Annotated in this window: 17 protein-coding genes; 7 read left to right on the forward strand and 10 right to left on the reverse strand. The window is 66.1% G+C overall.

The window, feature by feature from the left end; translation table 11 throughout:
* The first annotated feature begins 44 nt into the window (after window positions 1-44).
* From QHF84_RS29580 to QHF84_RS29590, 3 genes are all read left to right on the forward strand, one after another.
* Entirely contained in the window at window positions 45-1,508 is a 1,464-nt protein-coding gene (locus QHF84_RS29580; protein WP_281316802.1) for an aspartate aminotransferase family protein, read from the forward strand.
* Between the two features lie 95 nt (window positions 1,509-1,603).
* The gene (locus tag QHF84_RS29585) at window positions 1,604-2,353 is read left to right on the forward strand and encodes a hypothetical protein (RefSeq protein ID WP_281316803.1); all 750 of its coding nucleotides are present in this window, start codon (window positions 1,604-1,606) and stop codon (window positions 2,351-2,353) included.
* Between the two features lie 39 nt (window positions 2,354-2,392).
* A complete protein-coding gene (locus QHF84_RS29590) occupies window positions 2,393-3,169 on the forward strand; it encodes a hypothetical protein (RefSeq protein ID WP_281316804.1) in 777 nt (258 codons plus the stop codon).
* A gap of 6 nt (window positions 3,170-3,175) precedes the next feature.
* Here QHF84_RS29590 and QHF84_RS29595 read toward each other — a convergent pair whose 3' ends face one another.
* From QHF84_RS29595 to QHF84_RS29620, 6 genes are all read right to left on the reverse strand, one after another.
* Window positions 3,176-4,084 (reverse strand): hypothetical protein, encoded by a 909-nt coding sequence (locus QHF84_RS29595; protein WP_281316805.1) that lies wholly within the window; start codon window positions 4,082-4,084, stop codon window positions 3,176-3,178.
* A gap of 174 nt (window positions 4,085-4,258) precedes the next feature.
* Window positions 4,259-5,047 carry an OmpA family protein gene (locus QHF84_RS29600; protein ID WP_281316806.1) on the reverse strand — a complete coding sequence of 263 codons (789 nt, stop codon included), beginning with the start codon at window positions 5,045-5,047 and terminating at the stop codon, window positions 4,259-4,261.
* 316 nt (window positions 5,048-5,363) lie between these two features.
* Window positions 5,364-6,092 (reverse strand): class I SAM-dependent methyltransferase, encoded by a 729-nt coding sequence (locus tag QHF84_RS29605; protein ID WP_281316807.1) that lies wholly within the window; start codon window positions 6,090-6,092, stop codon window positions 5,364-5,366.
* 161 nt (window positions 6,093-6,253) lie between these two features.
* Window positions 6,254-6,670, reverse strand: a complete 417-nt coding sequence (locus QHF84_RS29610) for a hypothetical protein (RefSeq protein WP_281316808.1) — start codon at window positions 6,668-6,670, stop codon at window positions 6,254-6,256.
* A 108-nt stretch (window positions 6,671-6,778) separates the two neighbouring features.
* Window positions 6,779-11,479, reverse strand: a complete 4,701-nt coding sequence (locus QHF84_RS29615; protein ID WP_281316809.1) for a DEAD/DEAH box helicase — start codon at window positions 11,477-11,479, stop codon at window positions 6,779-6,781.
* The gene (locus QHF84_RS29620; protein ID WP_281316810.1) at window positions 11,476-12,327 is read right to left on the reverse strand and encodes a DNA-formamidopyrimidine glycosylase family protein; all 852 of its coding nucleotides are present in this window, start codon (window positions 12,325-12,327) and stop codon (window positions 11,476-11,478) included. The genes QHF84_RS29615 and QHF84_RS29620 overlap by 4 nt, the downstream gene beginning before the upstream one ends.
* Window positions 12,328-12,730: 403 nt before the next feature.
* Here QHF84_RS29620 and QHF84_RS29625 point away from each other — a divergent pair, with 403 nt between their 5' ends.
* Window positions 12,731-14,584: a recombinase family protein gene (locus QHF84_RS29625; protein ID WP_281316811.1), complete on the forward strand. Its 1,854-nt coding sequence runs from the start codon at window positions 12,731-12,733 to the stop codon at window positions 14,582-14,584.
* A 311-nt stretch (window positions 14,585-14,895) separates the two neighbouring features.
* On the opposite strand, the gene QHF84_RS29630 is transcribed toward QHF84_RS29625, so the two are convergent.
* The 3 genes from QHF84_RS29630 to QHF84_RS29640 all read right to left on the reverse strand — a co-directional run bounded on the left by QHF84_RS29630 (window position 14,896) and on the right by QHF84_RS29640 (window position 18,411).
* Window positions 14,896-15,948: a hypothetical protein gene (locus QHF84_RS29630; protein ID WP_281316812.1), complete on the reverse strand. Its 1,053-nt coding sequence runs from the start codon at window positions 15,946-15,948 to the stop codon at window positions 14,896-14,898.
* A 208-nt stretch (window positions 15,949-16,156) separates the two neighbouring features.
* The gene (locus QHF84_RS29635) at window positions 16,157-16,951 is read right to left on the reverse strand and encodes an abortive infection family protein (protein WP_281316813.1); all 795 of its coding nucleotides are present in this window, start codon (window positions 16,949-16,951) and stop codon (window positions 16,157-16,159) included.
* A 71-nt stretch (window positions 16,952-17,022) separates the two neighbouring features.
* Complete coding sequence (locus QHF84_RS29640) at window positions 17,023-18,411, reverse strand: ATP-binding protein (protein WP_281316814.1); 1,389 nt, start codon at window positions 18,409-18,411, stop codon at window positions 17,023-17,025.
* A 3,334-nt stretch (window positions 18,412-21,745) separates the two neighbouring features.
* Here QHF84_RS29640 and QHF84_RS29645 point away from each other — a divergent pair.
* The 3 genes from QHF84_RS29645 to QHF84_RS29655 all read left to right on the forward strand — a co-directional run bounded on the left by QHF84_RS29645 (window position 21,746) and on the right by QHF84_RS29655 (window position 26,004).
* Window positions 21,746-22,918 carry a hypothetical protein gene (locus tag QHF84_RS29645; RefSeq protein WP_281316815.1) on the forward strand — a complete coding sequence of 391 codons (1,173 nt, stop codon included), beginning with the start codon at window positions 21,746-21,748 and terminating at the stop codon, window positions 22,916-22,918.
* A gap of 785 nt (window positions 22,919-23,703) precedes the next feature.
* Window positions 23,704-24,084, forward strand: a complete 381-nt coding sequence (locus QHF84_RS29650; protein WP_281316816.1) for a hypothetical protein — start codon at window positions 23,704-23,706, stop codon at window positions 24,082-24,084.
* Window positions 24,085-25,233: 1,149 nt separating this feature from the next.
* Window positions 25,234-26,004 carry a hypothetical protein gene (locus QHF84_RS29655; protein WP_281316817.1) on the forward strand — a complete coding sequence of 257 codons (771 nt, stop codon included), beginning with the start codon at window positions 25,234-25,236 and terminating at the stop codon, window positions 26,002-26,004.
* Between the two features lies 1 nt (window position 26,005).
* Here the strand turns inward: QHF84_RS29655 and QHF84_RS29660 are convergent, their stop codons facing one another.
* Window positions 26,006-26,779, reverse strand: a complete 774-nt coding sequence (locus QHF84_RS29660) for a class I SAM-dependent methyltransferase (protein ID WP_281316818.1) — start codon at window positions 26,777-26,779, stop codon at window positions 26,006-26,008.
* Window positions 26,780-26,799 lie beyond the last annotated feature (20 nt).

Genomic DNA, 26,799 nt, shown 5'->3' on the forward strand with positions numbered 1-26,799 from the left:
GCCGCCGCGTGCCTCATGGCCCGGGAAACGACCGAGGAGGCACGATGAAGATCCCCGCGAAGGGTCTCGGAAGGGACGAGCTGTTCGGAAAACTCGCCGCGTTCCGCGCGCATGACATGCCCTGGCGCGACGGACGCACCTTCGCGTACGTCTATGACGCCGGGCCCGACGCGGAAAGCGTGATTCACCGCGCGTACACCATGTACCTCGGGGAAAACGCGCTCGATCCCACGGTCTTTCCGAGCACGCTCGTGCTCGAAAATGACGTCGTTTCGATGGCCACGGCGCACCTCGGCGGCGACGACGAGGTCGCGGGCTCGTTCACGAGCGGCGGCACCGAGAGCATCCTGCTCGCCGTGAAGACGGCGCGCGACTACGCCCGCGAAGTGCGCGGCATCCGCGAGCCCGAGATCATCGTGCCCGAGACGGCGCACGCGGCGTTTCACAAGGCCGCCCATTACCTCGACGTGAAGCTCGCCTCCGTGCCCGTCGATCGCGCCACGTTCAAGGCCGACGTCGCGGCCATGCGCGCGGCCATCGGGCCGAACACGATCCTGCTCGTCGGATCGGCCGTCTCCTACGCGCACGGCGTCGTCGATCCGATCCGCGAGCTCGGCGCGCTCGCGCTCGAAAAGAACCTGCTCCTCCACGTCGACGCGTGCATCGGCGGGTTTCTCCTGCCGTACTTCCGGCGGCTCGGCGCGCCCGTCCCCGATTTCGATTTCCAGGTCCCGGGCGTCACGAGCATCTCGATGGACTTCCACAAGTACGCCTACGCCGCCAAGGGCGCATCGGTGATCTTGCACAAGACGAAGGACCTGCGGCGCCATCAATTTTATGCCTGCGCGGGCTGGACGGGCTACACGGTGATCAACTCGACCGTGCAGAGCACGAAATCGGCCGGGCCGCTCGCCGCCTGCTGGGCCGTGCTCCATCATTTCGGCGACGAGGGGTACCTCGAAATCGCGCGGAACATGCTGGCCGCGACGCGCAAGATCGTCGACGGGATCGAGGCGATCCCGGGCCTCCGGCTCCTCGCGCGGCCCGAGATGAACCTCGTCGCGTTCACGTCCGACGAGGTCAGCGTTTTTCACGTCATCGACGAGATGAAGGCCCGCGGCTGGTTCGTCCAGCCGCAGCTCGGCTTTGGTTCGTCGAAGGAGAACATTCACCTCTCGCTCAACCCGAAGGCGCTCGGGCTCGCCGACGAGCTCCTCCGGGATCTGCGCGAATGCGTGGCGATCGCCCGGACGTTGCCGCCGCCCGGCGGCGATCTTTCGGCGCTCCGCGGCGCGCTCGCCTCGCTCGACCTCACGAAGCTCGATCCGGCGGCGCTCGGCGGCATCCTGCGCGAGGCGATGGCGGCCACCGGCATCGCAGGCGCGAGCTTGCCCGATCGCATGGCCGCCGTGAGCGAGGTCCTGAACCACCTGCCGCCCCCGCTGCGCGAGCGGCTGCTCGTCGAATACATGAACGGCCTCTTCCAGACCCGCGTGGACGGAACCTGATTCCACCTCGCGGCGGAAAATCGCGAATACGATCCGCCGGTGAAACCCGTCGTTCCCCGATTGCGACGAGCGAGCGCCTCCCCCACGAAGCGAGCATGCAGAAGATGCTCCGCCGCCTCGGGCTCCTCGCATGGCTCTCCGTCGCCGCCACGGGGTGCGGCCGGGACGAACAGGCCCTCGCCGCGATTCGCCCCCTCGCCACGCAGAGGCGCCTCGCGCTCCCGGTCGAGGTCTACACGCTGAACATCCCCGACGATCTGCCCGGATTCGCCGTGCCCGGCCCGAACGGCGCGCATCCGAAGATGCTCTTCCTGCACGGGATGTGCTCGGCCGGCGTCGGGGACGTGCAGGCCTTCCAGTTCGCGGCGAGCGAGCACGGCGGCATCCTCGCGGTCCGCGGCGACATCCCCTGCGACGACGCGGGCATCCTGCGCAAACATTCGTTCGACCTCGACAAACTCGACGCGCGCATCCGAGCGGCGTTCGAGGTGAGCGGCGGCGTGGCGGACGATCTCGTGCTGGTCGGCCACTCGCAGGGCGCGTTCCTCGGCGAGCGGCTCGCCGAGCAATGGCCGCAAAGGTATTCGCGGCTCGTCTTGATCGGCGCGCCCACGGAGCCCTCGGCGGCGCGGCTCCGGCACGTGCGCGGCGCGGTCATGGTAAGCGGAGAGTTCGACGTGACGGCGCGCATGAAGCAAGCCGCCGCGGAACTCCAGGCAGCCGGCATTCCTTCCACGTACCTCGAAATGCCGGGCGCCAAGCACGGGCAGATGGGCGACGCCGAGCGGGTCTTCGGCGAGGCGTTCGCCTGGCTCGAAAAGAACGCGCTGCCCCGCAAGCCCTAGGCGTAGATGCAACGGCGGGATCCGGGGTATCCTCGGGCCATGGCCTCGAAGAACCTGCTTGCCGGCGTGCTCGCCGCGTCCGGCGCCCTCCTCGCCCCCGCGTGTTATCTGACTTCGTCGTTCGACGGCCTGACCGGCGCTCCGGACGACGGGGCCGTGGCGAACTCGGCGAGCTCGGCGAGCACCGGCGGAGGCATGGGCGGCACAGGCGGCGCAGGCGGCGCAGGCGGCGCAGGCGGCGCGGGCGGTGTCGTCAACAGCCCGGCGACGGGGATCCTCGACGACTTCGACCGCGCCGACGGCGATCCCGGGCCGCCGTGGAAGCTCATGTCCTCCGGCACGTACACGATTTACGGCGAGCGGCTCCTCACGCATGGCGACAATCCAGACGCGGCGATCTGGGATCAGGTGTTCGGCGCCCGCCAGGAGGCCTACGTGACGATCGAATCGATGGACGGGGACGAGGCGGAGATCGAGCTCATCCTGCGCAACCAGGGGCACCCGAGCGAATGCGAGTCGGTCGTGGTGAGCTGGAACCGCTTCAATGGGGCGCCCGTGGTTCACGTCGCTTATTGCAGCGAAGGTCAGTGGGCCATGGTGGGCGAGCCGGTCCCGTACACGCTCGTGGAAGGGGATACGATATGGGCGCGCGGCTACGACGACGGTCGCATCGAGGCGTACGTGAACGGCAAGCTCCTCGGGACGTGGGACGCCTCGGCCGCGCCGATGGGGACCTCCGGCGGCCGGATCGGCGTGTTCACCTATGGCATTCCGGACGAGGTCCGTTTCGACGATTTCGGCGGCGGCTCGTTCTGACGTCGATCAGAACGTACCAATGAGCATCGCCGCGCCCCCGCCCGGGAGCGGCGCGACGACGGGCCGGACGAACGGCGCGCGGGCGGCCGTCGCCGGCTTCTTTTCGCCGCCGCTCGTGAAAAACAGCGCCGTCGCGACGCCCAGCGAGACGACACCCACGCCGAGCGACACGTCCGCGAGGATCAGCTTCGTCTTCACGGCATCGACGTCCGTCTCGGCGCAGCTCTGCGTGCGGCCACAACCATCGCGGAGGGCCGCGAGATCGGCCTTCCCCGTGATGCCGAGGTAAGCGAAGGCCCCGAGGGATACGACCCCGAGCCCACCGAGCACGTACGAGGCCACGCGTTTTCCGGACGTGCTGGCCCCCGCATCCGCGGGTTTGTCCGTGCCTGCGTCCGGAGACGTCTTGGCGGGTCCCTCCAGATCCACCGTGATCACGCGATTCTTTTCGCCGACACGGATGACGACCTGCCGCTCGACCGGCGCCGCGTTCGGCGCGACGAACCTGAGCGTATGAGGCCCCGGGTTCACGGCAATCGGCTGGCCGTCGAGCGTCTTCGTGAGGACGGCGCCGTCGAGCGTCACCTCCGCCGCGACGACATCGTTGCCCTGCGCGTCACGCAGGCCGGGGACGATCGTCGGCAGGCTCGACTCGACGCGCGGGAGCATCGTCGCGCATTCGTCGCGCACGACGGCCGGGCAGGCCTCGTCACTGCACGAGACGAACTTTCCGCGCGCCTCGACGAGGCGGCCGGCCTTTTCGAGCTCCTGCCCCTCCTCGAACGCGGCCGCGCACTGGGCCTTGCGCGCCGGATCGGGCGGGGCAGCGTGCGATGGCGTGGCTCCGAGCGCCGCGACGGCGAACACGGCGGCGGAGAAGAGCCGCGGGGCAGAGAGGGGTCTCGACGTGAGCATGGACGACACGGGTGGGGAGAACGAAGGAACAACAGCTTGCGTGGGGCGTCAACCGCGGGCACCACGCGGGGTCTTTCGCCGTCGCAGAAAGGGAGCTGAAAGGACTCGGCCTGCCACCCGCTCGACCCGAGCTTCCAGCTCCCCCGCGGAGCCGCGGAGCGGCCCCGGACGCTCTCACTCCTTGGTGAGCTTCGTCAGATCGATCATCTCGTCGACGTCGGGCACGACGATGAGATCGCAGCGCCGATTCTTCTGCTGCCCGTCCTTGTTGCCGTTGTTGGCCACCGGATCGGTGTCCGCGAAACCTGCGGCGCTCCAGTGCGCGCGCGGCAGCGCCCCGCCCTTGCCCACGAGGAACAGGAGCACCGAGCGGGCGCGCATCAAGGACAGGCCCCAGTTGTCCTGGTACGGGCCGCCATTGAGGGGCTGGTTATCGGTGTGTCCGGCGACCTGGTAATCACGATCGACCAGGGATTTGTCGGCCTTGATGACCTGGGCGACCTTCTTGAGGATGTCCTCGCCTTCCTTCTTCAGCTCGACCTTCCCCGTATCGAAGAGCACGTCGCCCGGGAGCGAGATGACCATGCGGTTTCTGCGGATGCTGACCGCGAGGCCGAGCTTGGTCAGCTCGTCGAGCTTCTTGCGCAGGAGGTCGAAGCGTGCCTTGATGGCCTCGAGCTGCTTGGCGCGGGCTTTGTACTCGGCGAGGGCCTTCTCCTGGTCCTCGAGCGTCGAGCTCATCTTCTTCACGTCCGCACCGGCGTCCTGAAGCTGCTTCTCGAGGTCGGCGACGCGCTGCTTGGCTTCGGCGAGCTGCTTCTCCAGCTCGGCCTTCTTTGCTTCGCTGGAGTCCTGGAGCTCGTTGTACTTGGCGAGCTGCGCTCTCCACTCGTCCTCGGAGTGACCGCAGCCACCGACGAGCGAGGCAAGAAGGAACGGGACCACCAGTAGGCATCGGTTCATGAGCACGGTCTCCATGCCTCGTGAGAGGCGGAATGGCCGGAGCCACCAGGCCCGACCGTAGGTGTGTCTGGAGGACAGCCTCTCTCAGGTCGACGACGGAATCCAGTGCTTTGAAGCCCCAAAGCATGCTCCGGGCGGCGAAACAGGGGCCGGCGCGTCGCCTTCCTAACGGCAGGGCCGCACCCGCGTGAAAAATTTCGAGCCGGATCACATTGGGTTTTTCCAGGTCCTCGTTCCGGACGGAAGGGCGAGAGGATCTGGAATGGGCTGGCGTGCGCCGGTGCGCCCCGGCGCCTGCCCCGCCATGACCTCGACGTCACGCGCCGATCGTGGATGGCTCGTAGCGCGTCACCCAGACTCTGAACTGCAGCTCGCCGAAGATGAAACGAGGCGCGACGAAGCCTGCCTGGGCGAGGAGCGCGAAGACCTCGGCATCCGAGGCCGGGATCCGCATCGTTGCCATCGCCTTCCTTCGTTGCTCCGACATCTCGGCCGGCCAGCCATTCGCGATGAGCCGCCGCTCCTCGACGGTCCTGAGCAGCGGCTCGTTTCCAACCCGACAACCGATCACGAAGTGCGCCCCCGGCACGAGCCTCCCGGCGATCTCCCGCAAAAGCTCGATACGCGCGTCATCGTCCGGAAGATGGTGCAGGACGCCGATCATCTGCGCGCCGTCGAACGAAGGCCCGCGCGGCAGATCACGGAGCTCGCAGGCATGCAAGCTCGTCCGCTCGAGCAGGCCCGCCGCCGCGAGCTTCTCCCTGGCAATGGCGATCATCTCCGCCGAGGGATCGACGCCCGTGAAATGCCATCCGGCCCCTGCGAAACGCGCGAACGGCTTCACCTCGCTCCCGGTCCCGATGCCGACCATCAAATGCGACGCGGCCTCCTGGCCCGAGAGCGCCGCGACGAGCACCTCCGCGGCGACCTGGTGCATGGCATCGTAGCCCTCGATCGAGAGGCGAACCTGGCTGTCGTATTTCAATGCACGCTCGCGCCCGAAGGTCACCGCATGTTTTCCGTGCTCGTGCTCGTCCTTGTTCATCACGCGCTCTCCTTGAACCGACGGTCATCGGACCGCCTGCAAGCGAGACGTAGCGCTCTCCGCGGACGCACGACAGGGCGGGGTTTTTGATTCGATCGGCGGATCTTTCGAGGTCGAGCAGGTGCTTCGAACGCAACGACGAGGAGAAGGGCCCGGAGCGTTCACGCTCGGGTGCGGCTTTCGTCGAGGAATGCACGCGCCTCGGGCTCGTGGGCGAAGAACTGCAAGGGGGGCAGCCAAGGCCGGAGCAGGGAGCCGGCCCGCGTGAGCAAGTTCATGACCATGCGCTGCCGGAAGTTGCCGCCGTAGATGCCCGTCGCGGCGATGATCCCCGTGGGATCGAGCTCCGTGGAGAACCTGCGCGCCTCCCCGGAGAACTCGCCGAACCCCGAGATGTCCACGAGGAGGAAGATCGGGCGGCCGAGCGCGAGGGCGAGCTCTTTTTGCAGGGCGTGAATCGCCTCGATCGCGGCTCCATCCAGGTCGCCCCGGAACTTGAAATGGAAAACGTCGGTCGACTCGACGCGATACGCGTGCGTGCCAAGCGGCGTCCAGTCGATGCGATCAGCGTCATTCATGTTGCGGAGGTCCCGGGAGTGCTCGTGTGCATGGAAACCCGGGGAGTATCGCAACGGTGCAGACGGAATCAACGCCGACGTGCGTGGCTTCCCTGCCCGTGGTTGCCATCACCCGTCGAAGTCGTCGTCGAGGTCGAGGAGGTCACTGTCCTCGCTGTCGGGAGGCGGCGCATGTTCGCTGCCTTCCGGCGTGGATGTGGCCGCTGCTGGTTTGTTCGACCAAGGCCTTCCCCAACCGCCCGGCGCGCCGAAGGGGCGCGAGGGGGGCGCCGCGGCCGCGGTTTGACGCTTGAGGAACCCCTGGCTCGTCGCCACGAACCCCGCTTCTTTCAAGACGTCCGCGAGCGGCGAGCGGGCCGTGGGTTCGCCGTCGACGGTCGCAAGGAGGACGATCCGCGCGCGGCCTTCGTCGACGAGGTCCGCGAGCGCGCGGGCGAGCGCGCGGCTTTCCGTGGAGCGCTCGGGCTCGTCGCGCGGCAGGAATGTGAGGAGCCCACGTTCGCTTTTGCCCATCCAGGCGAGCAATTTGCCATCGTGGAGAATCACACGCGCGCCGGCCGCGCGTTTCGGCCGCGAGGCGCCACGATGGCCGCTCTCCGGCTCGGCATCGTCGCCCGGCCAGCGCACGGACGCACCGAAGGGATTGGCCGGATCCGCGGCCGAGAGGACGAGCGTGCGGCCCTCGGCCGAGGGTTCGCGGAAGGAGCGGAGCCGATCGTCGGCGCCCGGGAGCGCGAATTGCGCGGCGCCGAGGCCCGCGACGAAATAGCCCCGACGAACCCGGCCTGCTTCCTCCATCGCGCGGAGGACATCGTATACGGCGGAAAAACCGCCCACGAGGCCCTCGGCATGCGCGGCCTCGCGCGTGAGCACGCCGTGGCGATCGAGGAGAATCCGCGCGAGTGCGGCGCGGCGCTCGGTTTCGCTGGGTCCCTTTTCGGAGGCGGACGGCAAGAGCGACCAGCGGCCTTCGCTCCCGGGCGGGCCCGCGCGGCGTGCGCCGAAGAGACCGCCGCGGCTCGAATGCCGCCGTCCGCCGCGTTTTTCCTCGCGACCGAGCGAACGCAAAGGCGCGAGCGTGTCGTTCGTGACCTCGCCGGCCCAGACGAGCTCCCACAAGGCCGCGAGCACGTCGTGCCCGAAGCCGCCCGTTTCTCGCAGAAGATCACTGAAAAACACGGCGCCTCTCCGCGCCAGGGTCTCGCGGACGCGCGCGGCGATCGCGCCCTCGGCCTTGCCGGGCGGCGGCGCGAGATAGGGATAGGCCTGCGAGAGATACAGGGCAATGCGGCCCGAGGAGTCGCCGACGGGCTCGACGCCGCGCCAGATGACCTCACCGGCGGCGCAAAGCGCGTCGAGATCCCCGGGGCGATAACCTTGCACGCGCGCCGGGAGGATCTCGGCTTCGAGCGCGGAGGCGACGAGCGGCGCGCCTTGCAAGAGCTCGACGGCGTAAAGCAAAGCCTCCTGGCCGCGGCGCGGGCGCGTGAGGCCGTGCCATTCGACGAGGAAACGCGCGTACGCCTCGGGCGGGACGGGCTCGACCTCGGCGCGGAGGCGCGCGAGCGAGCGTTGCTTGAGCGATCGGAGGACCTCGGTGTCGCAATATTCGCGGCCCGAGCCGCCGGGCAAGAGCTCGCCCTCCGTGACGCGCCGGCGCTCGACGAGGGTCGCGAGCGCGGCCCGCACGGGGCCGACGCCGAGGTTGTAACGTCGCGCCACGTCCTCGGCGCGGAAGGGGCCGTGTGTCCGGGCAAAACGAGAGACGATGTCGACGAGCGGATCGGCCGCAGGTTCGAGGAAGGCCGCGGGCAAACCCGCCGGAGGCACGACGCCGAGCGCATCCCGGAAGCGCCCCGCGTCCTCGGAAGCGACGAAGCGCCGCTCGCCCGCGATGGTGACCTCGAAGATCCGCCGCGTGCGCGTGAGCTCGTCCAGAAAACCGGATACACGGGTCGGGCCGCCGCCGTCCTCCTCGGTTCCCGCGCGCGCAAAGATCTCGTCCCGCGAGAGATCCCCGAGCGAGAGCAGGAGATCGTGGACCTGATCGGCGTGCTTGAGCGGGCGTTTTCCGTCGAGGCGCTGGAGCGAGCGCGCGAGGAGCTCGATCGAGGCCGGATCGAGCAGCTCGCGCATCTCGGCCTCGCCGAGCAGCTCCCGCAGGCGCGCGTGGTCGATCGCGAGCATCTGCGCCTTGCGCTCGGCGAGCGGCAAATCGCCTTCGTACATGAAGTTGCCGACGTACCCGAAGAGCAGCGACGCGGCGAAGGGCGAGGCCGCGCGGGTGTCGACCTCGTGCACGCGGACCTTGCGAGATTCGACCTTTTTCAGCAGGTCGACGAGCGCGGGCAGGTCGAAGACGTCCCGCAAAACCTCGCGGTACGTTTCGAGGAGAATGGGAAACGAGCCGTACCGCGCGGCCACGGCGAGCAGGTCCGAGGCGCGTTTTCGCTGGGCCCAGAGCGGCGAGCGTTTGCCCGGGCGCTTGCGCGGCAAGAGCAGGGCGCGGCCGGCGCATTCGCGGAAGCGGGCGGCGAAGAGGGCGGAGGCGCCGAGGCTCTGGACGACGAGATCCTCGACCTCGTCGGCGTCGGGGAGCAAGAGGCGCGCGTCGGGCGGGCCCTCGGATTCGGGGAAACGCAGGACCACGCCGTCGTCGGCCCAGACGGCCTCGATTTCGAGGGCGAGCTCGGCGCGACATCGCTCCTCGATGGCGCTCGCGAGCGGAGCGTGCACGCGCCCGCCGAACGGCGAGAGAATGCAGACGCGGGTGTCGCCGACCTCGTCGACGAAGCGTTCGAGCACGATCGTGGTGTCGCTCGGGACCACGCCCGTCGCCGCGGCCTGCTCGCGAACGTAGCGGATGAGGTTTTTCGCGGCTCGCGTGTCGAGGTGGTGTTTTTCGCGGAGGAGGCGCTCGGCCGCGACATCGTCGGCCTTTTCGATCTCGCGGGCGACGCGGCCGATCTCGGTGCCGAGCTCGACGTTGCGGCCCACGCGATCGCCGCGCCAGAAGGGCATTTTGCCGGGCTCGCCGGGCGCGGGGACGACGAGGACGCGGTCGTGCGTGATCTCGGTGATGCGCCAGGAAGACGCGCCGAGGACGAAGACCTCGCCTTCGCGCGCCTCGAAGACCATCTCCTCGTCGAGCTCGCCGACACGACGCCCGGGTTTGCCCGCGGATTCTTCCGTGGCGAGGAAGACGCCGTAAAGGCCACGATCGGGAATGGTGCCGGCATTGACGACCGCGAGCCGTTTGGCGCCTTCGCGGGCGCGGATCGCGCCGGTCGTGCGGTCCCAGACGATACGAGGGCGCAATTCGGCGAACTCGTCCGAGGGGTAGCGGCCGGAGAGCATGTCGAGCAGGCCCTCGAAGCTCGCGCGCGGGAGATCCGCGAAGGGCGCGGCGCGACGAACGAGCGAGAAGAGGGCGTCTTCGTGGATGGAATCCATCGCGGTGATCGCGATGATCTGCTGGGCGAGGACGTCGAGGGGGTTTCGCGGGTAAAACGTGGCCTCGACCTTGGCGTCGATCATGCGGCTCGTGGCGGCCGCGCACGCGAGCAGATCGCCGCGGTGTTTCGGGAAAACGACGCCGCGCGAGGTGGCCCCGACGGCGTGGCCGGCGCGGCCGATGCGCTGGAGGCCGGCCGAGACGCTCGGCGGGGATTCGATCTGGACGACGAGGTCGACAGCGCCGAGGTCGAGGCCGAGCTCGAGCGAAGAGGTCGCGACGATGCACGGGAGCCGTCCCTCTTTGAGGGCCTCCTCGATGCGCGTGCGTTCGTCCCGCGCGACCGATCCATGGTGCGCGGCGGCGATCTCGGCGCCCGCGGCCTCGTTGATCGCCGCCGCGAGCCGCTCGGAGAGCCTGCGGCTGTTGGCGAAGATCATGGTGGATCGATGCGCCCGGACGAGCTCGACGAGGCGCGGGTGAATGCTCGGCCAGATCGATCGCGCCGCCGGATCTGCATTCGGCCCCTTGCCCGCGTCCTCGCCGGGTTCGCCCATGCGGGTCATGTCGTCGACGGGGACTTCGATGGAGAGCTCCAGCGATTTCGGCGCGCTCGCGTCGACGATGGTGACCGGGCGCGGGACGAACTTTCCCTGATCGTCGATCTCGCCGCCGCCGAGCAGGCGCGCGATTTCATCGAGCGGGCGTTGCGTGGCGCTGAGGCCGATGCGCGTGGTCCGCGGCCCCTCGCCGCGCAGGGCTTCGAGCCGCTCCAGGGACGAAAAGAGGTGCACGCCGCGCTTCGTCGCGGCGAGGGAATGGATCTCGTCGATGATGACGGTGTCGACCGACCGCAAGATCTCCCGCGCGTTCGAGGTGAGCAGGAGGAAGAGCGATTCGGGGGTGGTGATGAGGATGTCGGGCGGCCGTTTTCCGAGGCGCGCGCGCTCCTCGGGCGAGGTGTCGCCGGAGCGGATCGCGACGGTGGGGACGCGGAACGGGATTTCGAGGCGCTCGGCGGTCTTCGTGAGGCCGGCGAGCGGGGCGCGGAGGTTTCGCTCGACGTCGGCGGCGAGGGCCTTCAGCGGCGAGACGTAAAGGACGCGGCAGCGGGCCTCTTTCGGAGGTTCGTCCGAAAAAACCAATCGATCGAGGGCGACGAGGAACGCGGCGAGCGTCTTGCCCGAGCCCGTGGGCGCGAGGAGGAGGGTCGACTTGCCGGCCTGGATCGGCGGCCAGCCTTTTTCCTGGGCCTCGGTGGGCCCGGGGAACGCGCCCTGGAACCAGGCGCGCGTCGCCTCGTGGAAATGGGCGAGCGCGCCGCCTTTCGAGGTTTTCCCGCGGGGCCGCGTCACGCGCGTGCCTCCCGGGGCGCGGAGAGTCGAGGAGCCTGACATCGTGGACAATAATAGGTCGAGCGCCGCGCCTCGCCCTGGCGGCGCATTTCGAGGACGGCGCCGCAATCGTAGCAGGGCTCGCCCGCGCGGCGATAGACGGCGAGAGGCCCCTCGCCGGGGCGCGCGCCCTCGCGGGTCGTTCGCGCGTGGCCGTAATGCGCGCCGGGCCCACTGGCGTAGGGTTTGGCGGTCGCATTGGCGACCATGATGCGTCGGGCGAACGCGAGCAGGCGCGCGAGCTCGTCGTCGGAATGCGTTTCCACGAGGGCGAACGGGTCGAGCCGCTCGTGAAAGAGGATTTCGCTTTTGTAGACGTTCCCGATCCCGGCGACGATCTGCTGATCCATGAGCGCGTCGCCGATCTCCTTCTTGGCCATGCGCCGGAGCCGGTCGAGCGCGGCGGCCTCGTCGAACGCGGGGGCGATGAGGTCCGGGCCGAGCTTGCCGATCGCGGGATCACCAGCGAGCAAGCTGGCGCGGACGAGGCGCGCGACGGGCGCGCGGAAGCAGACGGCCACGAGGCCGGGAACGGCGAGCACGACGGTGGCGACCGCCGAAGACCGGCGCCAGCGCTCGTCCTCGCCATAAAGGTGCCAGGCGCCGCCCATGCGGAGGTGGGTGTGGAGGACGGTGCCCTCGTCGAAAAAAACGAGCAGGTTCTTGCCCCGCGCCTCGACCTTGGTGACGAGGTGGCCCGTCAAGCGGTCGATGGACTGGTGCCGAAGCAGGAGCGAGCGCACGGGCTGTCCCACGAGCCGCGGGCCGAGCGCGCTGGCAATGCGGTGGAGGGTGTCGCCTTCGGGCACGGCTCCCTCGTAACAGCGGCGAGCCCGTCCGACAAGGGACCGGCCGCGGGCAAAGGCAAACCTTTCCTTTTCCGCGGTAAAACGCGACAATAGCGCGGTGGGTCGAAGCATCGGGTTGCTCGTCGGGTGGATCGTGGCCATGGCCGGCTGCGGCGCGCCTCCCCCAGCGCCGCCCCCGCCACGCGCATCCGCGGCCGCATCCGCATCCGCATCCGCTTCCGCTCCCGCAGCCGCATCCGCTTCCGCCTCCGCCTCCGATCCGGAATCTATTTGCTACCTACTACCTAGGCAGCAAACCTAATAATTACGAACATTTGCGACACACTGAGAGCGACTCGCTGCCCGGCCAAATTGGCTGATCATGCGTTCAGTAATAGCGCAGTCCGATCGAGAGGTCTCGACCATGGAAGCCAGGACCGGCATCATCCCGAGCATGGGCGGCAAGAGCAGCAAGGGCGGCAAGGGTAGCAAGGCGCGCGGAACGGCGCAGGATCGCGCGCACGTCAGCCCCCCGCGCGAGGTCTCCATCCTCGAAGCGGCGCTCGATGCGCCCGCGGTCGTGAACGCTGGGCCCACGATCGCGGATCCTTCCTCGGTTCGGCGTGTCCTCACGGTCAACGGTCCTCACGCGGGAACGTCGCGAGTCCTCGCCTATCGGCGCGTCTCGACCATGGAGCAAATGCGATCGGGCACGTCGCTCGACGCGCAGGACGAGGAGATCCGGCGTTACTGTCAGTACGCCCGCCTCCCGGATCCGATTGACTTTGAAGAAACGGAATCGGGCGGCGTCGAGTCACAAGAGAAACGGGAGAAGATCGCAGCGCTGCTAAAGGCCGTCCGCCCGGGGGATCTCGTGGTCGTGGCGAAGCTCGATCGGTTCTCTCGCGATATCGTTTTCACGATCTCCGCCGTGCGAGACATCATCAAGCGGGGCGCGCGCTTCCTGTCTCTCGCTGAACGGTTCGACGCCTCTACCCCCGAGGGGGAGACGCAAATGGCCCTGTGGGCGTCGATCGCACAGATGGAGCGGGCCCGCATTCGGGAGCGCACGGAAGGCAATCGAAAGCGGCTCCGGGCCCTCGGGAAATTCGTAGAGGGACAGCCCCCGTTCGGCTACGTGCGGGCCAAGGGCGCGGACGCACACGACAAGCCGCGTCGATTGGAGATCGATCCGGTCAAGGCGCCGATCGTTCGCGAGATGTTCGACATGTGCCTTGCAGGCAAGAGCGCGCGAGACATCGCGCTCCATTGCCAGACGACCTATACAGGACTCGCGACGTTCCGGGCCGTCTGGATCCTGCAATTGCTCAAAAACCGAATGTACGCCGGCCAGATCGCGACCACGCCCGTCCGGCCCGACAAAAACCGGCAGTTGACGCAAAAACCCGCGGAATGGGTCGACGCGCACGAACCGATCGTTTCCCTGCAAATGTGGCACGCGGCCCAGCATGCGCTTGCGGGGCGCCGCTCCTACGGGCGCAAGCCTCGCACGGACACGATCACCTCGGAATGGTTGATCCGAGGGCTCGCCCGTTGCTCGATTTGCGGCTCGATGATCACGGCCAAGCCCGCAAGCGAGAAGAATAAGCACGCGGGATATTACGTGTGCCGGAAGCGTTACGCACCGGAGTTGAAGAATGCCACGCGCGAGCGGTGCATGGGGGCGCCCTGGAAGCGGCAGGACGAAATCGATCCGAAGATCGAAAGGCTCGCGGCGCGTCACTTCAAGGCGCTTGACGGCCAACTGTCGAAGGCCCCTCCGCCGTCCCCCCACGCACCGAATTTCAGGGCGCAGCGGGCCAAGCTCGTAACGGCGCGGAGCAATCTCGTTTCCATGGTCTCCTCGGGTCAGTGGGGTATGGACGTGATCCGGGCGGAAGCGGCGCGGATCGAGCGTGAGCTTGCCGCGATCGATGCGGAGGAGCGGGCGCTCTCCGCGGAAGCTTCGGCCGATACGGTTGACAACCGGAAGGGGGCAGCTTCGTGGTTGCGCTCGATCGTGGCGCAATGGGGGACGATGGCCGTCCCTGCTCGGCGCGCGGCGCTCGGCGCGATGCTCGACGGGATCAAGATCGGTCCGGAGGGGATCGCAATCGAATGGAGCGACGCCGCGACGCTGGCCGTCCGGTTCGCGGATGGACGCCTACCCGATCTCGCGACGCTCGACCATGCGTGCGACGATCCGCGGCGCCCCGCTCGCCCGATGCTCCCGGGGGGTGTGGAGCACGTGGGCGCGCTTCCGCCCGGAGACGTCTAGCAGGCGTCCTAGCAGACGCTCGGCGCGCGGGAGGGGTCGGAGGGCCATCCCGCGCGTCGGAACGCATGGCGCCCGCTTCCCGCGCTGTCTCGCCCTGCTCGCGTGGTTGCTCAACGGCGGAGTCGCTAACAGCCTCACACGTGCGCAGTCTCACGCGTGAGAGCGCGTCTTCAGTGAGCGTTGTGAGGGGGCCTCGCAAGAAGCCGCGACCGCGTAACGTCGTCGAGATCGTCCATCGTCACCCACCCGCCTCACGTCGTACAACGTCCGCCCGCCCAACGCTTTGGCGGTGGGCCGCGCGATCTGATGGATCATCGGTGGGGAGATGACTGCTGCACACCGAACCAGACTCGCGACTTGTACGGGTCAAACACCATTCGCCGCGCATCAACGTAGAACGACGCGCCGACTTGCGCTGCAGGGATGGTCCACGTACTGACTCCCCCACAAGACTTGGCGGCTTCGGGAGTCTCCTTGAGGTGGAGTACAGCATCGGACGCTGCAAGCGCGGCACGTCCATCAATTCCGACGATCTCGAAAACCGTGCCCGGCGGGAGTTTATACGCACTAGTCTTCTCACTTACGCCCTTGACGCACGTGCTAAGCACGGCCGCACTCCCCTGAATCGCACTCAGCACCACCCCGGAGGTTACCAATGCATCGTAGTACGCCTTATTGATATTGACCGAATGGCGATATTGCGAATCGTCGAAGCCCGTGTCCAACTGCGCTACTGCCGCTGCCTTACCGATGCGAATGGGAACCGTCGGAATTCGAGGGAATCCTTCACGCACCTTGCTCAGTTCGGAGGAGTAGAATCCATCCGTCGATACCGGCACAAAACCTTCCGAGGCGAGAACATCGTCGGCGCAGAAGGAGGACGCGTCCGAGCGGTAGACCGCCTGGCCGACATAGTCCAGGGTAAATGCGTGGAGGGCAAGAAAATCGGTGCCGATGATGCCCGCCTGTCGAACAGTACCCTTGATGTTGCGGTGATCTTGCACCTTGAGCGCTACTGTGCCCCAACCGCCGTAGAAGTCAAAGTCCGAAAACTGGTCGGAGGTGTTGGAGACAGGCTGGGGAGTGTTCCCCGTGAACGCGCTCGGGTCGATGGTGCTTGTATTCGTGCCAAAGTCCAATACGAAGTGCCCTTCCGCACTTCCAACTCGGGCGAGCGAGTAGGGCATCTGGCTGGAGATGGACAACGGTCGTCGCTGCCCGTGGCAGTCGGCAATGGGCTGCGGATCGGGTTGTGGCACACCTGCCGGGGGCTGGTCAGGGATAGACTTGACCGGGAGGGAGCCGGAAGTTCCGCAGCCCATCAGCAGAGCGATGACGACGACTGACGCACGCATCTTCAACATTAGATTTTACTCCTTCGCGCAATTAATTGCTTGATGTCCTGTGTGTCGTTCTCGGTGGCTTATCGCCTACGTGTGGTCCATCTGGTCGCTTGCCAGTGGCGCGGCCCAACGCTCACGCTAACCCGCCGGCACCGCACTCGCGCGGTGCGAACCAACAGGCGTCAGCCTGTTGGCGGTCGGTGTTGAGCGTGTTGTTAGGCGGCACTTCCTAGTTCCCGTACCGTGAAGATTCGAGCGCGCGCAACATGACCAAGATTGCGCTTACGCTGCTGAATATGAACCTCGCCTCCGTGGGCGACAACAGCTCATTGTCGTGCGCGAGCGAATGGTTATTTCTCAAATCGTTGAAGCTCTCGAGCAAGCTGATGAATGACTTCAGTGCGCGCGACGTGAACTCATGCAGGGATTGCTCCGCCTCCAAGCACTTGCGGTATCGACCGAACCTGGAGTGCAGCGGCTCGTCTTTGTCGCACGTCTGGCCACGCACTTCGAGCAGATGTGCGAACTTCTTCATGCAGTAAGTATGGAGGTGATCTATTGCAACCTCTGGTTTGTTGGCTGCGAGAGTTCGCTCGATGTCTGCCACCAGTTCTTCCAACGTCCTATCGCGAGTGAAGGCCTCGACGCCTTGCGTCGTGAGAGGAGCAGGCTCGTTTTCTTGGAGCGCCTCAATTACCTGCTGAAAGGCTTTGGACTTCGTTCTCGCAGCCTGGGCCTCTTCCGAGTTCGGTAGCGATTCCAGCAGGCCCTCTCGTCGATCCCAGAGCGCGCGTAGCACCCGTAGCGCAGTTTGCTGATCGGTTCGCAGCAGGAACGTGCTCAAGCAGTTTCTCTTCGAGCTTCCGTTGGCCCTGTTCTCTTCCGAGTAGATGTCGACTCCAAATTCATCCTCGAAAAACTCGCGCATAGTTCGATCGGAAAAGTCGAGGACATATCCGTGCCCACGTGGATACGCCATCGCTTCCTCAATGGCTCGAACTTGCAAACGCTTGAGGTCCGCCATGATCCTTCTTGCCGCCTAACGACTCGGCGATGAGCTGCCGGGGCGCAGCTCCGGTCAGCTCCATTGCCTGGTTAGCCTGGCACACGCCTCCATGCAGCCTTTGAGCCCTTCAATTCAGGGACGAGCTCGATCAGGCCCGCGTCACGCAATTTGTTGAGCTCCGACCTGATGGCATTCTCGCTCTTGATGCCGGTAAGATCGCGCGCTTGTCGATTCGTTATCGTCCCATTTGTCGTCAGAAACTCCAGCATTGCCTCCGCCGGTGTCGCGAGGGGGGCGTGCGGAATAGTGACCTTCACGTAGTTGCCCTCCGCACGGACGACCGGACTTTGGAGCCTCCATTCTTTCATCTTCTGAAACGCCGTGTTGAGACCCTCCCCGATATCTTTGTTCGGCGGATCCTTGTAGCGGCTCAGCACCCAAAGAATTCTAGGATTTCGTGCGTATCTAACATCAAGAATGTTGTCCACTGTCACATAGCCAGGAAGGCGCCCGGGGCTCGTGACCTCGATGCGATTGTCGTAAATGTGAATGTGAACATCGTCCGAGATGGAGTAGTCGCGATGCACAATCGCGTTTGTCACAATCTCCCACAGAGTTTCCGGAGGATAGGTCACCGACTCGAGCGCACCGCTTGCCGTCCAAATCTTGGTTTGTGACATGATACTTGAAATGCCAGCCACCGTGCGGTGAATAAGATCGTACAGAGGTCCTTCGACCGAGACGACATCTTTGAGGTGTTCACGCTCGGGGTCATCCTCATTTGTTTGGTAGCGACAAATTTTGACTCCGCACTTCCTCGGCATCACGCTGGAAGGATCATCGGAGAAAAGAAGGACCCCGCAGACCTTGGGTCTGTAGGACTTTCGATCCACGAGAGACCTATTGACGGCGAAGCTAAGCGGATCTGTGGTTGATGAGAAGTCTCGCAAGAAACGCGATATCGCAGCCGAGTCGACCACGTCTTCGGTCAGTGCAGTCTCGACGCTGTAATCTTCGAATGAATGAGCGCCCTTGGCGAACCCGATTTCGGCGATTCTCTGAGGGTCCTTGACGGGAAGGGATTGTGCGCCCTTTCTCTCATAGACGATCTGATCCGATGTGTGATGGACGGACTGACTCTTTTCGATATCAATTTTCAGGACACAGCCGCGCCGCGTCTGGCACCGAAGGATGGTTGCCTCATACGGCAGCGCTGGCTGTATCGCCGTGAGCGCCTGAATGTGCTCGTTAAAATACTCGACTACGTCAGGCCCTTCCCAACGCAAAGCGACATCAGGCTGGTCTCCGTCATCAGCGATGCCGATCGCGAGTTCTCCACCGTCCGCATTCGCAAACGCCACAGCCGCCTTTTGAATCTTGGCGGGCTTTACGGCGGAAGCCTTTCTGTCGAAGAAGTGGTCCTCCGCGCGTGAACAAAGATCGTTTGCTTCACGTTCGTTAACAAATCTCGTTTTCATTTGGGCCAATGGTCATCGGGAGTGGGGCACGCGGGGACGAGCGCGGTGCTGAGGCTACCGCGGCACGATACCTCCGCGCAAGACTCTCGTTTCGGGCGTTTGGAGCGGCGAGCGGCCAGAAGGCTCAGGCTAACTGTGCAATTAGCCTGCTGCCGCATAACCTGCGGCCTAACCACACAACTCCGTGGTATATACAGCCGCCGTCTAACCCGCGGAGTTCTGGAATTCGGCAGCAGCGGCCGGTCGCTGCCGACATTGAGTGCGGGGCTTTGGGCGTCGTTATTCTGCCTATCCGTGAACCGTGAGACGCGGATGCCGACACGGGGGTTCGCTGACCGGAGCCACACCACAGTGCCGCATCTCACAAACGGAACACGTCTCACAACTTTCGCCCGGCTACAAGTAGAATATACAACTGTACGTGAACACACGCTGCGCCGGACTTCCCGCGGTCCCCCGTCATTGACTGAAAGGTTGGACCTTTTCACACGGGCGGCGCTACACGCTCGACGGCGTAGACCTTGGCGCGCTCGGCGCGGTCCCTGACGGTGTAAATGTCGCGGCGCTCGGCGCGGCTCGCATGCGAGCCGTCCCCTTGGCGGCGCCACCGCTCGCAGTCTCACGCGGGCACAGTCTCACGCGTGAGAGCGCGCCTTGCGTGAGCGTGTGAGGGGGACCGCGGGAGGCGGCGCGCGGTCCCCTCGCGTGGACCACTTACGCAAAGCGTCCCGCTCGCCGTGCAGTGTGTCCCGTTCCGCGAGTGTGCCGTGGCACAGTGGACCGAGGAGCACACCGCAGCACACCGCGGGCGCGCCGCGACTTATCGTAAGTCCCGCTCGGCGCGGTCGTGCTCGACGGCGCCGCCCTCGCGCACCGCTCGGCGCACGCAAGCCCCCCGCGGGCGCTTCTGGCTTGTAGCTGTGAGGCTTGGGCCACAAGCCTCTTGTGGCCACAAGCCCACAAGCCCCTCGTGATCCACGCGGAACGCTTCCCCTTGACGGGCGCCCCCTCGCGCCGCTCGGCGCAGCCCTCGGGGCGCTCGGCGCAGTCGTCGTGCTCGACGGCGCAGCCACCCGTCGACCGCCACGCAAACGCCGTGTTTTGTAGGATAACAATTCGTTCGGTGCTCGGCGGAGCTTGTTTTCACGGGGGTTGCGGACGTTCGTTTGTCCGCGCTTAGATTTGGTCTGAACCGAACGAATCCCCCGAGATCGTTTCAACAAGTCTCATTTCGGGCACTTAGGCCACCAATTAGGCACATGAAACCCCGAACTAATCACAAGCCCCTTGACGGCGCAGCCCTCGGGGCGATCGGCGTGGTCGTGCTCGACGGCGCAGGCCTCGCGGCGCTTGTCAAGGGGGACGTGCGAGCGGGCGCATGTTCCTTGTCACGTTGTCTCGGGGGGCTTGTCTCGCGAGACACACGGCCCCGAGACATGCGTGACAACACAACGGCGCAGCCCGCGGGGCGCTCGGCGCGGCGCTGGGAAGCTCGGCGTGGTCGTGCTCGACGGCGCAGCCCTCGCGGCGATCGGCGCGTCGTGCTCGATCGGCGCGGCGCTGGGAAGCTCGGCGCGTCGTGCTCGACGGCGCAGCCCTCGCCGCGATCTCGACGCTCGGCGCAGCCCTCGCGGCGATCGGCGCGTCGTGCTCGACGGCGCAGCCCTGGGAAGCTCGGCGCGTCGTGCTCGACGGCGCAGCCCTCGCCGCGATCTCGACGCTCGGCGCAGCCCTCGCGGCGATTGGCGCGTCGTGCTCGACGGCGCAGCCCTGGGAAGCTCGGCGCGTCGTGCTCGACGGCGCAGCCCTCGCGGCGATCGGCGCGGCGCTGGGAAGCTCGGCGTGGTCGTGCTCGACGGCGCAGCCCTCGCGGCGATCGGCGCGGCGCTGGGAAGCTCGGCGTGGTCGTGCTCGACGGCGCAGCCCTCGCGGCGCTCTCGACGCTCGGCGCGGTCGTGCTCGATTGGCGCGGCCCTCGCGGCGCTCGGCGCGGCCCTCCCCGTCTCCGTTTCTTCGCCGAAGATACGCGGCCCTCAATCCACGCGTAACCGCGCGAGATGTCGCCAGAAGGCCCGGAACGGCGCGCTGTTCTCCGGTGCGGAGAACGGGGGGGAACGGCGCGGCCCTCGGGGCGTCCTCGATGGTCGGCGCGCGCTCGACGTGGCGCAGCCCTCGCGACGCTCGGCGTGGTCCATTTTTCCTATCTTACGTAGCGCGGTAATCCACGTGGATTACCTGCACGCTCTGCCCCACAATTGGCAAACGATTCCGCTACTTTGATCGCGTGCGGTGCGCACTCACAACGGCAGACGCTAGGATTTCGTTCCCGCACGTCGATCCTTCGGTTAAACCGAGCGTTCCGACGTGCTCGACGGCGCAGCCCTGGCGACGCTCGGCGCAGTCGTGCGCGCGGACAGATCGCAGGGCGCTTGTCAATGGGATGGCCGCAGTCAAGGCGCCGAAAGTGAGCGCTTCCGTGTGTTGTGTGATCCGTGGTCCGTGTGATCCGATCACACGATTACACGATCACACAACACACGCGGCGCGACGCTCGGCGCGTCGGATCGCCCCTTGCGCGCTCGGCGCGGTCGTGCTCGACGGCGCAGCCCTCGCGGCGCTCGGCGCGTCGTGCTCGACGGCGCGGCCCTCGCGGCGATCGGTGCGGCTCTGGGAAGCGCGGTGGCTCGACGGCGGGGAAAACGGGGGACGGCGCAACGCTCGGCGCGAGTTATTACAGCCCCACCGGAGCGAGTTATTACAAGTAAGAACCCGTGCGCATCACGCGGCCCGGCGCAGTCCTCGGGACGCTCGGCGCGACGCTTCGGCGCGCGGCGCAGCCCTCGCGGCGCTCGGCGTGGCGCGTGCCCGACGGCGCAGCCCCCGGGGCGCGTGGCGTTCGGCCCAACCCTGGCGACAGTTCGTGTCATGGCACGAAATCGAACCTGGCACGAACTCCCGCCGCTCGACGCTCGGCGCAGCCCTCGCGCCGCTTGGCGCGCGCTCGGCGTGGCGCGCGCTCGGCGTGGCGCGCGCTCGACGGCGCGGCCCTCGGGGCGCTCTCGACGCGCGGCGCGGCCCTCGGGGTGTTCGGCGCGGTCGTGCTCGACGGGCGCAGCCCTCGCGGCGCTTGGGTTCGTCCGATGCGAAGATCCACCCTTCCCGCCGTTTGTCCGTTCGTGTACCGTCGCCCGCCGTGGCTCGCCCGTCCGCATTCGCACTCATCGCTCTCTTGTCGATCGCCGCGCCCGTCGCAGCGGCGGACCCGCCTGCACCTACGCCCGCGGAGCCGCAAGCGCCCACCAAGCCGGGCGCACCGGGCGCGACGCCCATTGAAATGAATGACACTGCCGATATTCACGACATGACCCTGCAAAAGAAACCGAGCCCCCAGGATGAGGCTCGTTTCAAGGCACTTGTGGCAGAAGGCGACCGGGCGAGGCTGTCCCTTCGAGTAGCGGACGCGGTAATCGCCTATGCTGATGCACTCAGAATTCGCGAGGATCCTCTTGTGTCGGGCCGCCTGGGCATGTGCATCGCAATGGCGAATGCGCCGGAACTCGATTTTCGCGCTGCCCATGAACTCTACAGAGCTGTTAGCAATGCCGCGGGCGTCAATGACGCCGAGCGCACTCTATTCTGGGAAACCTACAAGCGGCTAAGGCGCCGAGTGTGCAGGGTAGACGTGACAGCGAACAATATCGATGCCCTGATCTACAAGGGCGACAACCGACGCGCGACGCGGGGCAGCTTCTTCTGGACATTCGTAAACCAAGGCATTCACAAATGGCGCGCCACATTGGACGGCCACGCTGACATAGAAAAGACTGTCGAATGTCTGGGTTCGGAAGACGTGTTTGTGCGATTCGACTTCGTCCCATTGTCCCCGCCCCCGCCCCCGCCTCCAACTTCTAAAGAAACGACAAAAACGGTCATCGTTCGGGAGTCGGCTCCTCCTGCTCCTGCGAGGGCTGCGCCGAGCGTGCAGGAGCCGGCCCAACCTTCTGGCGGTCGCCTTGCATTCGGCATCGGTCCTGTAATGGTTTTTGGTGCCGCGCCATCTCCATCGCTAGGAGTCTCCGCTATGGCCCAATATCGGCGGAGCGGATACTCTGTATTAGGAATGGCGAAGGGTGCGTGGTCCCTTGGTGGCGTAGAGAATCTTCCGGTCGATGTATTCTCCGCATCGGCGTTCGCCGGACCGTGTGTGCAATGGCGATGGCTGGACGGCTGCGCTCTCGCTGGAGCAACCCTTTTTGAGCGTCGAGTCGATCCCAATCTGGATTATCGTGCCGATACGGTTCGCCAAGCGATCCCGGCGTTCGGTCTGGGCATGGGAGCGACGTACGCCATCAACACCGCTCTTTCTGCACGTATTTTCGCTGACGCAACTGCATTGACACGCGACATGGTGATCGACGTTGCATCCGACACTGGGGCCATGGTTACCGTGTGGCAGACGCAACGGTTTCTTTTCTCGCTCTCCGCATCGCTCGTATTCGGACGCTAGAAGTCATCTCATCAAAGGCGACAGTCATGATTGCATGGAAACTCAGAGCCGACATTTTGATGGCAATCGTCGCAACTGGATTAGGCATCGGCGCAACGCTCGGCGCGAACGGCTGCACGACTGAACCATGGCATGCGACCGTATATTGCTTGCCCGACGCAAGCCCTGATGCGGCCTATTGCTTCCCCGACGGCGGCAGTGGCATCGAGCCGCTTTCGTGTGAATCGCGCGGGGGCCAATGCATACCCATGGGAACCTCAGACTTTCGCGAAAAGGCGGTCCTGGTATGGATGGGGGCCGAGGATGAGGCGCCCGATTGCCCCGAGCGAGCCGACGGTGATTTCTACACTGGCTATGGCGATCTATCCGTAGACTTTCAATGTCAGCCCTGCGCGTGTGGGCCTGCGGCATGCAGTCTGCCAACTGCAATCAACGTGGATTCCGCTAGCTTCTGCCAAGGTGGCAACGTGACGAGCTACCAGGCTCCCATGCAGTGGGATGGCACTTGCGCTTCCCCGGCTGTGCTTCCTGCCGGCGCCTTCGCGTCAATCATGCTGACAGAGCCTTTTGTCTCGCCGTGCGAGCCCATTGGGGACCCGATGCCAGGGGCGCCGTCCTTCGCGCCGCAACCTGTTTCATTCGCAAACGGAATTTATTGGGGCACGTTCGCAAAGGCGTGTCAGGGCACGGTCGATGGCGAATGCGAGAACTCTAGCGAAACTTGCTTGCCTAGCGACGAGCCCCCGCCTCCGGGGTTTCGTCATTGTGTGCAGTACACACTACCCGTGGACGAGAACAATCTGCCGCAATGCCCCAGCGTGTTCCCCGATCGATTCGTGTTCTACCGTGGAACCGAAGGTCAGGTCGAGTGTTCGCCTTGCACGTGCGGCGAACCTGTTGGTGCGAAGTGCAACGCGAAGCTTTCCGCGTTTCAGGATCCAGCCTGCGGAAGCGTGCCGCCGTCGTTGTTTGAAAACGTGCCAGCGGCCGCTATCTGCATCGATTTCTCTGCATCACCCCTCACGCTCGGCGCGATGGAAGCGGATTGGATTAGCAATGAACCTGGGACGTGCGAGCCAAGCGGCGGCGAATTGATCGGCGAAGTGAAAGGCACGGACCCGCGCGTGTTCTGCTGCCAGACACCTCCCCCACCTCAGAACGAGTAATAAGGAGTTGCGACGATGAGAAGCTTATACGCCGTGATGACCACCGGCGCGCTTACCATGTCCGTTGCCCTTGGGGGCTGCACGGGCGCCGACCCTAACCAGGGTGACTCTGCCGACGATTTATGTAACCTCAAGCGCGAGGCTTGCGTGAATAAGTGCTATGAGGCGGATATGGGCTTGGGCTGCACGACTTGTTGCAGGACCAGTTACTTGTCGTGCAAGGTCGGTGGAAATTACAATTTCCAAGGTTGCCCCGACAAGTCGGGCGAATAGCGAGAGGCCATTGGAGCGGATGAACCTCACAATGCACACGGCTCGCCTGGTAATCATAACGGTTCTCGCGTTGACCTCCGCAAGCTGTCGTCGCCGCGAGAGGAACCTTGGTCCTTGGGATGGCGGTGTACCCACGCTCCGAGAGGAGTGCATCGTGCCAGGGGACAAGTGTGACCGCGATTGCTATGATCGGAAGGCAAGCCCCGCATGCAGCGCGTGCTGTGGCGATCAGGACGTTCTCTGCAATACGCAACAGCCGTATTCGTTCGAGTCCTGCAAGGGCACCGAATAGGCTTCCCATGAGCGGGAGCGCGCCGAGCGTCGAGAGCGCCCCGAGGGTTGCGCCGTGCGCCCCGAGGGCTGCGCCGTGCGCCTCGCAATCGCCCCGCGCGTCGAGAGTACCCCGAGGGCTGCGCCCGTCGAGCACGACCGCGCCGAGCGCCCCGAGGGCTGCGTCCGTCGAGCACGACCGCGCCGAGCGCCCCGAGGGCTGCGCCCGTCGAGCACGACCGCGCCGAGCGCCCCGAGGGGGGGCGCCGTCGAGCACGACCGCGCCGGTCGCCCCGAGGGCTGCGCCGCGTGCCTCGCAATCGCCCCGAGCGTCGAGAGCACCCCGAGGGCTGCGCCGAGCGCTCCGCAAGGCTTCCGCCCGTGACCGGAGGGACCATGCAAATCCTGTTGAAGATCGCGCCGTTAGTCCTCGCCCTAGCCTCAGAAACGGTACACAAACAGATTTCGCTTGCCGCCTCCGCTCCCGCCCCACCGCCCAAATCCGCACGCGCCGAAGCTGCCGAACGCGTACTCTTCCTCGCGACGCACCTGCGCACGACGGAGCTTCGCGAAGCTTGCCCCGAGACACTCGCCGAGGCGCCGCGCGTGCGTTGCTTGCTGTCGCTGCGGTACGCAGACGAGGTGGCCTCGAAAAAGCTCGCGCTCGATCTCTACGAGGAGACGGGCTCGCTCGCGGGGCTCTTGCCCGAGGAGGAGACCGAGGACGGGCGCGGGCAGAAGGTGCGGCTCCGGCCCGCGCGGCCCATCGGGCAGAACCGTGATCACCTCGTCTGGATCCTCGCGGCGATGCGCGGGTATGCGCGCTACTTCGCCACGCTCGAGGCACGCACGGGCAAACGCGTGACGATGCGGGATCGGCCACTCGATTTTCGATTTTTTTACACCGAGAAAGGCGGCGCCCCGAGCGCGTTCGCGGTGAACCAGAACGTCGGCTACAACCTGTTCGGCGCGATGAACGTCTCCGAAGAGGCCGTGCGGGACACGTTGTTCCACGAGATCTTCCACCTGAACGACGCGTGGCACGAGCAGTGGTCGACCCGCACGCTCGGCGCGCTGCACGAGGGGATCGTCGCGCGTTGCAAGGACGATCGGCGTTGCCTCTTGCCCTACGCGCCGACGGACACGACGCTGAACGGCAGGCTCTACGCGTTCCTGCCTCGCGGCGGGGTGCGCGAGTACGCGGCCGAGCTCGCGCTCCGGTTTTTCCGGGAGCAACGCCTCACGCTGGAGGACAAACCCCTGCCCTCCCGGCCCTTCAAGTGCGGGCCGCCCGAGAACGCCGAGGCGATGCGGCTGCTCGCAGACGAGTTCTTCGGCGGCGCGGACTTCACGCCGGCATGTGACGCCGCGCCCTAGATCAGTCGTCCTTCTCGGCGAAGATCACCATGCGGTTGTGCGCGAGGCCGATGGGATCGCCGTCCCAGGTGCCGAAGGCCTCGGTCACGTGGAGGCCGACCGAGGCGAGCAGGGCGCGTAGCTCGGTGAAATGGTAGAGGCGCACGGAGAAGCGGGCCTCGCGCGTGCGGCCGTCCCGCACGAGGATGCGGTAATCGACGAGGCGGCCCGAGACCGGGTCGAAGAGGTGCCGGTCGATCATGAGATCCGCGCCCTTCTGAAGGATGGTGACGGGCAGAAGGGCGCGCACCATCCAGTCGCGGTTGCGCACGTCGAGGCAGAGCTTGCCCCCGGGCCGGAGCGCGCGTGAGATGCGGCGGAGGACGTCGTGGTTCTCTTCGTCGCGGTGCAGGCCGAAGACGTCGAAGAGGCAAAGGACTCGGTCGAACGAGGCGTCTTCGTCGAGCGTGCGGAGATCGGCGACGCGGTAGTCGATCGGCAGGCGCGCCATCTCGGCTTCCCTGCGGGCGAGCTCGACGAAGCCCTCGGTGCGGTCGATGCCGACGACGTCGAAGCCGCGCCGCGCGAGCTCGAAGGCGTGACGGCCGTGGCCACAGCCGAGGTCGAGCACGCGCATGCCGGGCGTCATGCCGAGGTGCGAGACGAGGACGTCGACCTGGTGCTCCGTGCGTTCGGCGCGCAGGGTGTCCTCGTAGAAGTGGAGGTAATCGTCGACGTCGAAGACGGCGTCCCAGTCGAAGACGTAAAACCTCTCGTCATCCAGGTTCTGGCTCATGGTCGGTCCGGGCCGCATGC

This window comes from Polyangium sp. y55x31, from assembly GCF_029946505.1.
Classification (GTDB): Bacteria; Myxococcota_A; Polyangia; order Polyangiales; family Polyangiaceae; genus Polyangium.

Excerpts from the sequence above, each read along its gene's own strand:
- QHF84_RS29660 (WP_281316818.1), bottom strand. The coding sequence starts at position 26,779 with ATGAGCCAGAACCTGGATGACGAGAGGTTTTACGTCTTCGACTGGGAC.
- QHF84_RS29630 (WP_281316812.1), bottom strand. The coding sequence starts at position 15,948 with ATGTTGAAGATGCGTGCGTCAGTCGTCGTCATCGCTCTGCTGATGGGC.
- QHF84_RS29635 (WP_281316813.1), bottom strand. The coding sequence starts at position 16,951 with ATGGCGGACCTCAAGCGTTTGCAAGTTCGAGCCATTGAGGAAGCGATG.
- QHF84_RS29605 (WP_281316807.1), bottom strand. The coding sequence starts at position 6,092 with ATGAACAAGGACGAGCACGAGCACGGAAAACATGCGGTGACCTTCGGG.
- QHF84_RS29625 (WP_281316811.1), top strand. The coding sequence starts at position 12,731 with ATGGAAGCCAGGACCGGCATCATCCCGAGCATGGGCGGCAAGAGCAGC.
- QHF84_RS29595 (WP_281316805.1), bottom strand. The coding sequence starts at position 4,084 with ATGCTCACGTCGAGACCCCTCTCTGCCCCGCGGCTCTTCTCCGCCGCC.
- QHF84_RS29585 (WP_281316803.1), top strand. The coding sequence starts at position 1,604 with ATGCAGAAGATGCTCCGCCGCCTCGGGCTCCTCGCATGGCTCTCCGTC.
- QHF84_RS29580 (WP_281316802.1), top strand. The coding sequence starts at position 45 with ATGAAGATCCCCGCGAAGGGTCTCGGAAGGGACGAGCTGTTCGGAAAA.
- QHF84_RS29590 (WP_281316804.1), top strand. The coding sequence starts at position 2,393 with ATGGCCTCGAAGAACCTGCTTGCCGGCGTGCTCGCCGCGTCCGGCGCC.
- QHF84_RS29610 (WP_281316808.1), bottom strand. The coding sequence starts at position 6,670 with ATGAATGACGCTGATCGCATCGACTGGACGCCGCTTGGCACGCACGCG.
- QHF84_RS29645 (WP_281316815.1), top strand. The coding sequence starts at position 21,746 with ATGAATGACACTGCCGATATTCACGACATGACCCTGCAAAAGAAACCG.
- QHF84_RS29600 (WP_281316806.1), bottom strand. The coding sequence starts at position 5,047 with ATGAACCGATGCCTACTGGTGGTCCCGTTCCTTCTTGCCTCGCTCGTC.
- QHF84_RS29640 (WP_281316814.1), bottom strand. The coding sequence starts at position 18,411 with ATGAAAACGAGATTTGTTAACGAACGTGAAGCAAACGATCTTTGTTCA.